Source organism: Gemmatimonadota bacterium (assembly GCA_026706845.1).
Classification (GTDB): Bacteria; Latescibacterota; UBA2968; order UBA2968; family UBA2968; genus VXRD01.
In genome coordinates, this window is sequence record JAPOXY010000190.1 from 1 (window position 1) to 13157 (window position 13157).

At 51.1% G+C, this 13157-nt stretch carries 13 protein-coding genes; 11 read left to right on the forward strand and 2 right to left on the reverse strand.

Annotated elements, in window-relative coordinates; translation table 11 throughout:
• The 5 genes from OXG87_17540 to OXG87_17560 all read left to right on the forward strand — a co-directional run.
• On the forward strand, nucleotides 1-633 hold a 633-nt coding region (locus OXG87_17540), incomplete at its 5' end, for a leucine-rich repeat domain-containing protein (protein ID MCY3871356.1).
• A 185-nt stretch (nucleotides 634-818) separates the two neighbouring features.
• Nucleotides 819-1544, forward strand: a complete 726-nt coding sequence (locus OXG87_17545; protein ID MCY3871357.1) for a hypothetical protein — start codon at nucleotides 819-821, stop codon at nucleotides 1542-1544.
• 85 nt (nucleotides 1545-1629) lie between these two features.
• Nucleotides 1630-4530: a fused MFS/spermidine synthase gene (locus tag OXG87_17550; protein MCY3871358.1), complete on the forward strand. Its 2901-nt coding sequence runs from the start codon at nucleotides 1630-1632 to the stop codon at nucleotides 4528-4530.
• Nucleotides 4531-4559: 29 nt separating this feature from the next.
• Entirely contained in the window at nucleotides 4560-5513 is a 954-nt protein-coding gene (locus tag OXG87_17555; GenBank protein MCY3871359.1) for an alpha/beta hydrolase, read from the forward strand.
• 1 nt (nucleotide 5514) lies between these two features.
• Nucleotides 5515-6828 (forward strand): polysaccharide lyase 6 family protein, encoded by a 1314-nt coding sequence (locus tag OXG87_17560; GenBank protein MCY3871360.1) that lies wholly within the window; start codon nucleotides 5515-5517, stop codon nucleotides 6826-6828.
• Nucleotides 6829-6999: 171 nt separating this feature from the next.
• On the opposite strand, the gene OXG87_17565 is transcribed toward OXG87_17560, so the two are convergent.
• A complete protein-coding gene (locus OXG87_17565) occupies nucleotides 7000-7284 on the reverse strand; it encodes a helix-turn-helix transcriptional regulator (protein ID MCY3871361.1) in 285 nt (94 codons plus the stop codon).
• 216 nt (nucleotides 7285-7500) lie between these two features.
• Here OXG87_17565 and OXG87_17570 point away from each other — a divergent pair, with 216 nt between their 5' ends.
• The 6 genes from OXG87_17570 (at nucleotide 7501) to OXG87_17595 (ending at nucleotide 12332) form a co-directional block, all read left to right on the forward strand.
• Nucleotides 7501-7977: a type II toxin-antitoxin system VapC family toxin gene (locus tag OXG87_17570; protein MCY3871362.1), complete on the forward strand. Its 477-nt coding sequence runs from the start codon at nucleotides 7501-7503 to the stop codon at nucleotides 7975-7977.
• Nucleotides 7955-8131 (forward strand): hypothetical protein, encoded by a 177-nt coding sequence (locus tag OXG87_17575; GenBank protein MCY3871363.1) that lies wholly within the window; start codon nucleotides 7955-7957, stop codon nucleotides 8129-8131. Before OXG87_17570 ends, OXG87_17575 begins: the two co-directional genes overlap by 23 nt.
• 343 nt (nucleotides 8132-8474) lie before the next feature.
• Entirely contained in the window at nucleotides 8475-9194 is a 720-nt protein-coding gene (locus OXG87_17580; protein MCY3871364.1) for an intradiol ring-cleavage dioxygenase, read from the forward strand.
• A 223-nt stretch (nucleotides 9195-9417) separates the two neighbouring features.
• Nucleotides 9418-10626, forward strand: coding sequence for an L-rhamnonate dehydratase (locus OXG87_17585; protein ID MCY3871365.1), 1209 nt, complete (start codon nucleotides 9418-9420; stop codon nucleotides 10624-10626).
• Nucleotides 10627-10650: 24 nt separating this feature from the next.
• Nucleotides 10651-11484: a 3-keto-5-aminohexanoate cleavage protein gene (locus OXG87_17590; protein ID MCY3871366.1), complete on the forward strand. Its 834-nt coding sequence runs from the start codon at nucleotides 10651-10653 to the stop codon at nucleotides 11482-11484.
• An 8-nt stretch (nucleotides 11485-11492) separates the two neighbouring features.
• Complete coding sequence (locus OXG87_17595; protein ID MCY3871367.1) at nucleotides 11493-12332, forward strand: hypothetical protein; 840 nt, start codon at nucleotides 11493-11495, stop codon at nucleotides 12330-12332.
• Nucleotides 12333-12340: 8 nt separating this feature from the next.
• On the opposite strand, the gene OXG87_17600 is transcribed toward OXG87_17595, so the two are convergent.
• Nucleotides 12341-12970 carry a histidine phosphatase family protein gene (locus OXG87_17600; protein MCY3871368.1) on the reverse strand — a complete coding sequence of 210 codons (630 nt, stop codon included), beginning with the start codon at nucleotides 12968-12970 and terminating at the stop codon, nucleotides 12341-12343.
• Between the last annotated feature and the right edge of the window lie 187 nt (nucleotides 12971-13157).

Below are 13157 nucleotides of genomic sequence, written 5' to 3' on the forward strand. Positions count from 1 at the left end.
AATGAGATGGCAACCTTAACTCGTCTTTCTGCATGGGATGCTAATATTGGGAACTTGACTGGGCTTGAGTTTGCGACCAGTTTAAAAACGCTAAATCTTGGTGACAACAACATCACGGATGTGTCTGCATTATCCGGCTTGACTAATCTACAAGAGGTGTATCTCAGGTACAACAACATCACGGATGTGTCTGCATTATCCGGCTTGACCAGCCTGATGGAACTGGATCTCTGGGACAACAACATCACGGATGTGTCTGCATTATCCGGCTTAACCAGTCTGATAGCACTGGATCTCAGGTACAACAACATCACGGATGTGTCTGCATTATCCGGCTTAACCAGTCTGAGAAAGTTGTTTCTTAGGAGCAACAACATCACGGATGTGTCTGCTCTATCTGGCTTAACCAGTCTAATAGAGTTGTTTCTTGGCAACAACCGAATTTCGGACCTCGCGCCACTGGTTGCAAATGCGGGATTGGGCAGTGGAGATGTGGTTGATGTGGTTAGGAATCCGTTGAGTGCCACGTCAATCAATACGCATATTCCAGACCTTCAGAGCAGAGGGGTTAATGTGCGATTTGGTGCGTCTAAGCCTGCTGTGGAGATACTCCGTGGGAGATGGAATCGTTAGAGGTTGAAGAATAAGTGACTGCTTTTTAGGTCAGGTCAAACGGAGGCATGAGATGAAAGAATCAATTTTTCGATTTTATTCGTCAATTAGATGATTTATATTTCTGGGGGTTGCCAAAATAGTGGTAAATGGGTAGTTTTGGTGCGTTCAGCTTTCTATTTTTTACTACCCTGGGAAGAACTATCATGTTTCCCATCAATACCATAGATGACTTGTTTCAAGCTCTGGACGAAAATCCCAGGATACTGGAAGCTGTGCGTGCTCGCTTGCTCACGCGCGAACTCCTCGAATTGCCTCAGGTGTTTGCCGAGTTTGTCAAAACTACGGATAAACGGTTTGAAGCTGTTGAAAAACGTCTGGATGGGATAGATGGTCGTTTGGATGGGATAGATGGTCGTCTGGACAGGGCTGATGGCCGTCTGGACGGGATAGATGGCCGTCTGGACGAGCACGATAAGCACTTAAGAAGGATAGACAATAGCCTTGGTGTGCTCAAAGGCGGTCATGCGAGAGGTGCCGCGCTCAGAGACACGGCTTTGATAGCCGATAGCATGGGATTCGATTTGGTGCGAACAATGTCTCAACGGGAAATCATCTCTTTGGCCCGGTCGCAAAATGCCCGGGATATTCCCAAAAACGAATTGCACAGTTTTGTCAGGGCTGACCTGATTATGGAAGTGGTGAATGGGTCAGAGGAAGTTTGTTATATCGCTGTCGAAATTTCCTTCACTGTGGATGAGCGGGACACGGACAGGGCGATTCGCAATGCCAAATTTTTGACGCAGTTCACGGGCAAGCCTGCTTATGCGGCAGTGGCTGGCCTGGATAGGGATAACAGGATTCAAAGCAGTATTGAAGCGGGAGATGTGTTCTGGCATCAACTGGATTCCGAAGACCTTGAAGTGGATTGATGGAACGCAAAGGATCTGGTCTTTAGGGAATAGATATTGGACAATTTGCCCGCTGTGAGAATAGCGGATAGTGAAAGAATAACATGTGAGTAAACGTCCCGGAAAATCCTTTCCAATAACACAGCATGTCACCGCGCTGATATGCTTTTTTTTGTCGGGTTTTGCCGGGCTGGTTTACGAGGTTGCTTGGATACGGCAGGCCGCGCTTTTGTTTGGGTCAACGACTTTTGCGGTGAGCGCGGTTCTGGCGGTTTTTTTTCTGGGTCTCGCTATTGGTGCGTGTCTTTTTGGGCGCGTTGGTCAGCGAACTTCCCGACCGCTTATTCTTTTTGCGTATATCGAGATTGGTCTGGGTTTTCTGGCTCTGATCAGTCCTTTTGCGTTTGATTTTGCAGATTTTCTCTATGGCATCGCGTATAGAATATTGAGCGATGCTCCCTTCCTGCGGTTTACCACGCGACTCCTTCTGGTTGCGCTCGTCGTTCTGCCGCCCACTGTTCTGATGGGCGGTACGCTTCCTCTTTTTTGTCGTCAGTATTCGCGCAATAGTGGCACGATTGCGCGCGCTGTTGGCCTTCTCTACGGTGTCAATACCCTGGGAGCTGCATTGGGTTGTGCGGCTGCGGGTTTTGTTTTTTTGCCGGATCTGGGTCTGCGCGGTGCGATCTATATTGGCGTTGTGTGCAATATTTTGAGTGGTGTTGTGGTTCGCGCGCTGTCAATTGCCCGGGAGGATGTGTTTCCCGCTTCGGCACAGTCTCGCGGTGTGAGTGGCGGACTTCCTCGGAGCAGGGTTGTATTTGTTTTATTTTTTGCTGTTGGATTTGTGGCTCTGGGTGCCGAGGTGCTGTGGGTGCGGTATCTGGGGCTTCTTATTGCCAATACGGTTTATACTTATACGCTGACGCTGGGCGTTGTGCTGGTTGGGCTGGTTCTGGGGAGTATTCTGGCTTCCTTGTTTTCCGATAGGACGGACAGGCGGGCGTATTATTTTGGCGCGTTTCAGGTTGCGACGGGTCTCATCGTGCTGGCTTTGTTGATGCTTTCGCCAGAGGCGTGGCGGGGATTGGGCAATGATTTATATATCTATTTTGCGGTGCTTTTGCCCCCTGCTGTGTTGAGTGGCGCGGCTTTTCCGCTTGCGATTCGGCTGGTGATTCGCAATGCGGAATATACGTCTGGGATGGCTGGGAATTTGATTGCGGTGAATACGCTTGGGGGGATTCTCGGGTCTCTTCTGATTGGTTTTGTGGGGATTCCCTTTTTTGGTCTTGAGAAGAGTTTGTTTTTTATTACGGGCGCGAATCTCGCCATTGGTATTTCTGCATGGTTTTTGCTGGATCGAAGATATCGCGTGTTCAAATATGCGGCTGCGCTGGTCGCTGTTCTGGTTTATCTGGGGATTCCGTATTTTTCCCAGACGCAGGTGCCTGCGGATTTTATCGGCGAGGGGCGGGATCTCGTGGCGTTCCGAGAGGGTTATGGCGCGAATATGGCGGTTGTCCGGCGGGAGGATGATCTGGAGCTTGAGATCGATCGCTGGTGGCAGGGCGGGAGTAAGAAGAACCACCAGATTATGGCCGCGCATGTGCCGATGCTTTTGCATCCGGATCCCAAACGGGTCGTTGTTGTGGGGGCTGGTACAGGGCAGACGGTTAGTCGGTTTCTGATGTATCCCATCGATTATCTGGCGTGTGTGGATATCGAGCCTGCGCTTTTTCCTTTTGTTGAGGCGTATTTTGAGACGGATTGGATGCGCGATCCGCGCGTGGAGATTATCGCTGAAGATGGGCGCAATTTTCTACGCCATACTGCGGCGTCTTATGATATTATTTCGCTTGAGCTTGGCGAGGTGTCCCGCCCGGGTGTGGCGTTTTTTTATACGGTTGATTTCTATGCGCGCGCCCGAGAGCGCCTGACGGCAGGTGGGTTTCTGGTTCAGTTTGTGCCGCTGCGCTTTCTGACGGAGGACCAGTTCCGCGGTGTTGTGCGCAGTTTTTTGACTGTTTTTCCGCAGAGTGTTTTGTGGTATAATACGTCTGAGCTTTTGCTTATTGGTGCGGTGGATGATGCGTTCAAGATCGCTCAGGGGAAATTGTTGGGGATGGATGAGGAGGTGCATGCGGATCTTCAATACAGTCATTGGGGCGGGTTGGCGTATTCTCTTAACCAGCCGCATGTTTTTTGGGGTGGTTATTTGATGGGAGCGGAGGGGCTGGCTTCTGCGACGGTTGAGGCGGATACGTATTGGGATGACCGACCGATTCTGGACTACGAGTCGGTTCAGAATGTGGAGAGCGATGAGCTTGCGTTTGCGGAGATGCTGTATCAATACCGGGATTCTATTGATGCGTTGATGCCGGGGGAGGTTGATGCGCGTATTGCGGCTGTTCAGAACAAGAATTTGAGGGAGATTGCCGCGCGCGTTTTTGTGCGTGAGGCGTCGGATTTGATTCCCGCGCGAGAACACAGACGTATTGCAACGCTTTGTGCCGAGGCGATTCGCCGGCTTCCCGAGTATGTGGATGCCCATCGCATGTTTGCCGATGCGATGATGCAACTGGGGCGTTTGCAGGATGCCGAGAGACACTATGCGCGGGTTTTGGAACTCGAGCCCGCAGATGCACGCGCGCTAAATGGTCGCGCTGTGGCGTTTCACCGCGCGGGACGGCTCGAGGATGCGGTTCGCTATTACGAGGATGCGATTCGCTATTATCCGGACAATGCGCTGTCGCAAAATGGCATTGCTATGGCGCTTCACAGGCTGGGACGTTTTGATGAGGCGATTCAGCACTATAAGGATGCGATTCGCTTGCATCCGGATAGGCCCGATACGTATGCCGATCTGGGTACGGCGCTGGCACAGGCCGGAAGGTTGCGAGAGGCTGTTCCCTATTTGGAGAAGGCGCTCGCTCTTCGGCCGAATTTTACAAGGGTGCAGCGGGTTCTCGCACAGATACGCGAAGAAGTGGAAAGTGAGAAGTAGGAAGTGTGAACCATAATAAGGAGGTTGTTATGTCCAAATTTGTCAGTTTTCTGTTCGTTGTTTTGCTGTTCCAATCTGTTGATGCACAGCAACCACAACAGCCACAACAACAAAACCGACGTCAGCAACGCACAGTTACCGTGGAGCAAATTATGAAACAGGTACCCGAAGGTGTGACTTTTATTCCGGATATTGCGTATCGCGAAGGGAACGAGGCGTGGAAACTCGATCTCGCTATGCCCACAGAGCGCGGCGATACGCCCCGTCCAGCCCTTGTTTTTATCCATGGCGGTGGGTGGAGAGGTGGGGATAAACGTCGGGGAGGTTTTCTTCGTCCTACTATCAGCTATGCAGCCAAGGGCTATGTTTGTGTGACGGTGAACTATCGGATGCTCGATGAAGCGCCTATTACCGCGTGTGTTGAGGATGTGAAGAATGCGGTGCGCTGGTTGCGCGCCCATGCCGAGGAGTACAATATTGATCCCGAACGGATTGGCGCGAGTGGAAATTCCGCTGGCGCGCATCTGGCTGTTATGCTCGGTGTGTGTCCGCCTTCAGCCGGTCTTGAGGGGGATGGGCCATACCAGGAGTATTCCAGTATGGTTCAGGCTGTTGTGGCGAGTGCTACACCGACCGACTTTCTGTCTGCTATGAGTGATCGCCAACGCAATCAGCAGCGAGCACGTCCTCCTCGCAAAAACGAGCTTAGACTGGAATCCGAAGCGGTTCGCGCCAAAGCCTCTCCTGTGACTTATGCCTCGGCCGATGCACCGCCTATTTTGCTCGTTCACGCAATATCTGATCGCACGGTTGGTGTCTATCATTCGGATAAGTTGGTCAGCGCGCTGCGAGAAGCCGGTGCCAAGAATGTCAGTTATATTCTCCTGGGCGACGAGAGTGGACACGGTGCTTTTCAGCGCAATATCGCGTTTACTGAACCGGCTCGTGAAGCTTTTTTTAATCGCGTGTTAAAGGCAAAATAAGATGACTCTATCTGAGCTTGAAACGCGGGTGGCTGAGGCGCAGCCGGGCGATGTGATTACGCTGGCCGATGGCATGTATGATGGTGAGAGGTGCAGGCTCGAGGCGAGGGGGGCTGCAGATCAGCCGATTGTTATTCGGGCTGAGAATATGGGGCGGGCGGTTGTAAAGGCACCGCTGCTGGTGGTGGGAGATTATATCAGTTTTGTGGGGCTGCACTTTGTGGAGAAGGGGAGTGTGGAAGTCAGGGGGCGGGGTTGTCGCATAAGTCGCTGTGTGATGACGGATGTTCAGGTTGGCAAGTGGATACGGGTGAGGGCGGAGAGCCGGGAGGTTGAGATTGATCGCTGCCGGTTTGAGAATAAGACCAATAATCTCGAGGAGACGCGCGGCTGCCAGTTGATGCAGATTTACGTTCGGAATCAGGGCGAGAGGCACCTTGTTCATCACAATTATTTTGTGGATGTTCCGGATGGTAAGGAGAGCAATGGATACGAGACGCTTCAGCTTATTACGGAGGGGAATCCGTACGATCCGGAGCCGGGCGATTGTGAGACGGTGATTGAGTACAATCTTTTTGTGCGTTGTAGTGGGGAGGCGGAGATTATTTCTGTGAAGTCCAATGGCAATATTCTCCGCAGGAATACGTTTCGCGATTGCCGGGGGGCGTTGGTGCTTCGGCATGGAGATGGCAATGTGGTGTCTGAGAATTTCTTTTTTGGCGAGGGCGAACGCCGGGCTGGAGGTGTGCGCTTGCAGGGGACGGATCAGGTTGTTGTGAATAATTTGTTCCACTCGCTCAATGCGTTTGGGGTGGGTATGATGGATGGGGCGTCGGATGATCTCTATGTGCGGGTAGCGCGCGCGCTGATTGCGTTTAATACGTTTGTGGGGTGTAGTCCGGCGATGGTTGTGGGGCTAAATCACAGCAGGTATCCCAATGGTACGGCGCCTGTGGATTGTGTGATTGCAAATAATGCTTTTGTGAGATCCGATGGGACTGTGCGGCTGGTGCAGGACGATGAGCCAGTGAATTGGCGATGGGAGGGGAATGTGACGGATGGGGATTTGGGTATGCCCGCTCGGGATGGGATAAAAACTGGGCGGGTCGATGTGGCGTATCTGCCCAATGGGGTTGTTGCGCCGGCAGAGTCCAGTGGTCTGATTGGCAATGCAGAGGGGCATTATCCAGAGATTACGACAGATGTTTTGGGACATTCCCGGGGCGAGCGGAAGACGATTGGTTGCGTTGAGTTTCCGACGGGAACGGAGGACGGCGGTCCCTTAACTGCGGCAGATGTGGGGTCAGGGTGGTAGGGGTGTCAATCAACAAAGCCGTCATCGTGGCATAATGTTGTAGGGGACGGTCCCCGTGCCGTCCCGTGTGTCATCGCGGCATGGTTTTAGCCGCGATCCAGTTGGTTTTGGTTGTCACTAATATCAGCAATCCAGTCAGGTAGGAGGGAAATCCTTTTCCCGACTTACGCATCAATCAATAGAAACGACGAGGTTCAAATTTTCTTTTCGAAGCATGTCCTGTAGTGCAAGCTGAACCCAGAATTTTTCTGGCTCGCCGAGTTGTCTGGCTATTTTGGCTGCTCTGCTGGGGCTTGGGACTCTTCTTTCCTTTTCTATATCACAAAGGCTTTGAGGGGAGATTCCCAAAAAATCAGCAAACGCTCGCTGGCTCTTTTCTTCTCCTGTTCGATAGCTGGCCAAGGCATTTCCAAATGTTGAGACATCCAAAGTCTCTCGCCAGTTCAGAAGTCCCATATTGTGCTTTAGTAATCATGTTTATTGATCTCCTCAATTCCCAAATCATACGTCAAAATGACGTATGCAGCAAGTTCAACCTGCCTTGATATGTTTTGAAATGCGATTGACAATATCGCGTTGTTGCTACATTTTTTATCGGATAGTATGGATATAGTGGGAGAAAGCGCAATACGATTTTGGTAGAAACTCGCTGATGCTATACAATGAGGCTACATGAGATTACAGCGTGTATATGTTGATACTTCTGTCATTGGCGGCTGCCATGATGATGAGTTTGCCACCTGGTCAAACGGCTTGATGAAAGATTTCCGTTTGGGTAACTTCCGGCCGGTCGTATCCGAAGTCGTTGACGCAGAGGTTCGGGATGCCCCTGAGCCTATTCGAGATATTTATTCAGAACTTTTGACTCTGGAGCCTGAATTTCTCAACGCTACAGAAGAAGCCGTGCAACTTGCTGAAATCTACCTGGAAAGACAGATTCTGACAGACAGATTCTTCGATGATGCCCTGCATATCGCTTTAGCTTCGGTTGCAGAAGTCGATGTGTTGGTTAGCTGGAACTTCAGGCATATCGTACACTTCGACAAGATACGTCTGTTCACCGCTGTGAACATTGAGCGTGGCTATAAACCATTACAGATATACTCTCCGCGTGAGGTGACCAATTATGGAGACGAAAAAGACGTTTGATGCGGTTAAAATTGTGCGCCGGATTCGAGACGCGCACTATGAGCAACTCAAGGATAGAACGGTAAAAGAGCAATTGGCATTCTACCAGAGCAAGTCTTATGCATTGCGTAACGAATTAAAAAAGAAATTACAAGAGCATTATGACGACGAATGATCCTATTGTTTCGGAAGTCCGAAAAGAGATGTGGCATAAATTTGATCCAAAGGATTAGGCGTGATGTCTTTGGTCGTAGAAGAGATGTTTTGAAATGCGAATAACACAAGCGTCGGACCATCGTACCAGTTCATTCTATACCGCTCTCCCAATATCGGGAGGGCGGTGTATTTTTTTGCAGGTTGATCCCTCTACAGAAAACCCATTCGCTCGCTAAATGAAAAAGGAGGAAATGGCACTGTAACAATTTATTACAATTTTCATGGGAACGAAGTGGGCTGTCCGCGTGTCTCAAATGATGAATTTTAGGGCTGTGTAATCGCGTTTGTTTTGGAGAAGAAGAATGAATCGAAGGGATGTTTTGAAGCGCGTAGGAGGTGTTGGTCTGATGGGCGTTGGAGGCCTGATTATGAAGGCTTGCAGCAAGGACCTGGTCACCCAGGGTGACGATCCTCTCCTGGATGAAGGAAGTTGCATTTTAATACCGCGAGAAACAGCAGGGCCTTTTCCATTAAATTTGAGCAATAATCCCGAATATTTTCGACGGGATATTGCGGAAGATATATCGGGCGTGCCGCTTAATTTGACTTTGAAAGTGGTGAATGCAAATGCTGGGTGTACGCCAATTGTCAATGCGCGCGTCGATGTATGGCATTGCGATACGCGTGGGGTTTATTCCGGATTTTCCAATCAACCTGGCGATGTAAATGCGAGTGGACAGACTTTTTGCCGGGGTATTCAGTTGAGTGACGAGAATGGAGATGCCACATTTACAACGGTTTATCCGGGATGGTATCCGGGCAGAGCAACGCATATTCATTTTCAAGTTTTTTTAAATAATGGATTGGTGGCAACATCGCAATTGGCTTTTCCCGAAGAAATCAATACGGCTGTGTTCAATACAACGGAATATTCTCCTCGGGGACAGAATCCCACGAAAAATACCGACGATGGCCTTTTTCGTTCGCCAGCCAATGCATTCCAATACCAACTGACAAATGTGATTGCCAATGCCGCGACGGGGGGCTATGATGCTGCGCTACAAGTTGGTATAGCAGTGTAATTTTAAGCGCAGATTGGGCGCAGGATATTTCCAGTGCCAGGAATCTGTAGTTCGGCATATTGAGACAAAAGCGTACGTGTTAAATATTGACACGTACGCTTTTTTTTGACTTGCACACCCCTGAAATAAATATCTCCAACAACCGAATTGCGGTTGACAATATCGCGTTGTTGCTACATTGTTTATTTTTGAGGATATTCCCAATACGAGAAAAGGAAAACACATGAAAATCAAATCCGTCGAAGTCGTTCGCGTTGAACGGCCAGATGCAAGCCAGGTCTCAACGGGTTCTGGTACGACGCTCGCTGCTTCAACAGGTGCAGCCCCGAGGACAAAGGGGTATAGAAAGGCGTGGCCCTCGCAGATAGAGGTGGCAAATCCGATGTCTAAGTTCCCGCGGTTTAAGGCGCGGCGTCAGCTTTACGGTGCCAGACAGTGGCCCAGGTTTTCGGTTAAGGTGACTGCCGAAGACGGGACCTGGGGCCTCGGCACGTCGGCGGGACGTCCGGTTGCTATGGTGGTGGAAGATGCTTTTGCGCATATACTGGAAGGGGAGAGTTGTCTGGCTATTGAAAAGCTGTGGGATATGATGTTTCGCGTGTCCAAATCTTTTGGGACTGTGGGGATTGCCTCGTTGGCGATTAGTGCTGTGGATCTGGCGCTTTGGGATCTGGCGGGGAAATTGCAGGGCAAGCCGGTTTATGAGCTTCTGGGCGGTCCGGTGCGCGATCGTTTGTTTGTGTATGCGACGGGTGATGATGTGGATTGGTACAAAGAGTTGGGGTTTCGGGCGTTTAAGTTGCCCTGTCAATACGGTCCGGTTGATGGGTTGTGGGGGTTGGGGGAGAACGAGAGGCGAATAGCCGAGATCCGCGAGTTGATCGGCGATGATTGCGATCTCATGCTCGATTGTTATATGGCTTTGGATGTGGAATATACCGCGCGTTTGGCCAATCGCCTGCGCCCTTATAATCTGCGCTGGATGGAAGAGTGCCTGATTCCCGAAGATGTTGGCGGGCATATTGAACTCAAGAAACGCCTGCCGTGGTTGACGCTTGCCAGTGGCGAGCATTTTTACACGCCGTATCCCTACCAGTTGATGATCGAAAATCGGTGTCTCGATATTCTCCAGCCCGATATTCAGTGGGTGGGCGGTTTGACTGCTTGTGTCAAAATTTGTAATATGGCTGCTGCTGCGGGTCTGGAGGTTTGTCTGCACGGCGGGGGACGCGATGCGTACGGTCAGCATTTGAGCTGGGCAATGCCCAATACCCCCTGGTGTGAGTATTTTATCGGTTCTGATCCGGGGGTGCCGCTTGAAGAGGTGGCACAACCCGGAGCGCGCGTACCGCGCAATAGCTATCTGGAGTTTGCGCCGACGGGTCCGGGTTTTGATCTGGGGATTGAAGAGGATTGGTTGGTGCCGTTTTAATTTTAGAGGACAAGAGGAACAAAAATGGATAAGACAATTATTTCAGTGGCGGTTGTGGGGTCGGGTCCTACGAAGGATATGAATCCGGCTGTGCCTTATACGCCAAAGGAGATTGCAGAAGCGGCTATCGAGTGCCATAAGGCGGGTGCGGCTATTACGCATATCCATGTGCGCGATCCCGAGACGGGTATTGTGTGTTCGCGGATTGAGCTTTTTAAGGAGGTGGTGGATCGGATTCGGCAAGCTTGCGATATTGCGATTAATCTGACGACGAGTGGAGGCAATATTAAAGGGGAAAATATTATTGAAGAACGGCTTGAGCCAGTTACGCTAAAACCCGAGATTTGCTCTCTGGATATCGGCTCGTTGAATTTTGGCACTCGGGTGTTTATGAATCCACCGGAATGGGGTGTTGCCGCGGCAAAGCGCATGCGCGAGCATCGCGTCAAGCCGGAGATCGAGGTTTTTGATGCCGGTCATATCCGCCAGGCGCGGTATATGATTGAGGAGGGGTTGTTCGAAGATCCCCCGTTTATCCAATTGTGTATGGGTCCCGGATGGGGTATTGAAGCCACACCCGAGAATCTGGTTTTTATGAAGAGTCTTTTGCCGCCCGATGTGATCTGGTCCGCTCTGGGCGTGGGAAAAGGACAGTTGCCGATGATTACCATGGCTTTTCTCATGGGTGGGCATATACGGGTGGGTTTTGAAGATAATATTTATCTTCGGAGAGGTGTTTTGCTCAAGAGCAATGCACAGATGGTCGATCTCGCGGCGAGTATCGTGGAGAAACTTCAGGGCGAGATTGCCACGCCAGATGATGCCCGGGAGATGCTGGGGCTTACGTATCCGGGGTAAGGGGTGAGATGGATGTTCTGACGGGTACAACTGAATATGACGTTGATTGGCGCATGCTCAATATGAATGCCGAGTTGGTCGCATCCAGTTTGAGTCTCACGTTGAGGTCGGGTCTTCACATGCTGCGACCCTACTGGAGATCCAATGTCAATGGCGGCGATGGTGTCGCGCCGATCAATCATATTTTAAAATTTGAAACTTTCGGACATCCCTGTTCTCTTCAGACAACACTGCGACAGGAATCTCAGATCCGTCTGGTTACAACGCGCAATGATGACGGAAGTCTCAAACGCGGGCATCTCGTTCTGACATGCGAACTTTTTAAGGCGGATAATCTGGTTGGTCGGTCGGAGTTCTGGCTGGCACTTACGCGGCCGCTTGCACCGCCTGATGAACGCATGCCTTTCGATGTGCCGGAGGGGCTTAAATTTCTGAAGGAGTACGAACTGGGTGAAGATGATTTGCTCAGTCGGGATATCGAATCCTATCGCTGCGAGGGCAGTGGTGATATGCTGACCTATGACACGCAGCCGGTTGTTTTTCACATGGATCAGTCGGATCAGTATCAGCACATTAACACGGTTAAATACATGGACCGGGTGCTCGATCTCCTGTCGCTTCAATATCACAAGATGGGAGGCGATGTCGGGCGCTTGCGGTTTCACGAGATTGTGATTTATTTTCGCAAGCCTTTTGTGCCCGGGCAAGTCGCAGAAGCAGAGATCGATTTTGTTCAGCACGCAGATAAGTTTCGCGGTGCGGTGCGGTTCTATCACTGCAATGGCGATGGTACGCGCAGCGAGCGGATTTCTATGGCTATGGAGACGCGCGGTCCTCTTGGTGGATGATCTGTGAATTATTTGGGCAGGTCTGCGAGATGGGCAATATCGTTGAGTGCCATGAAGGTGGGTTCGCCTCCGGGGTCGAGTTGAAGGTGATGAATGGAGGCGGTGTGGCACGCGAATTGGGGTTTGTGCTCGTCTTCGGGCGTGTATCCCATGATCGCTTGCAGGCAGGCGACAATGGGGCGGACGTGTGTGATGCACGCAATTTGCTGGTCGGGTGCTTCATTGACGAGTTGGCTCACGGTGTTGGCAACGCGGGTGTGCAGGTCGGCATAGGTTTCGCTGCCTGGAACGCGCGCCTCTTCGAGGGATTGTCCTCCAAAAAAGCCGGGATAATATTTTCGGACTTCTTCGCGGGTGAGTGTGGCGAGGTCGCCGCTTTCGAGTTCGCGCAGGTCATTTTCTACTTCGGGCACGATATGGAGTATATCGCCTATCCATTCGGTTGTTTGATGGGCGCATTTTTGGGGGCTGGTGTAGAGGCCGCGAATGTCAAAGTCTTTTCTGAGGCGTTCGCCAATGAGCATGGCTTGTTGTTTGCCCCGAGGCGAGAGGGGCAGGTCGGCCCACCAGCCGTAGTGGTTTTCGCCGTCGCGTTCTCTGGCCTGTCCATGGCAGATTAGTATGAGGTCGGTTGGCATGCGGTCGGTTGGCGTGCGTGTTCCTTATTATCAGGGGGTTTGTATGAAGTCAATGGTTGCGGTGTTTTTTTTCACAATGGTCGCGTTTTTGGGTCGGGCAGATGCACAGTTGGATGTCAAGATAGGCGGGGGTGCGCTTCTCGATCCCACGCGCGGGGGCGGGCACCTGTCCATAGAGATTCCCATT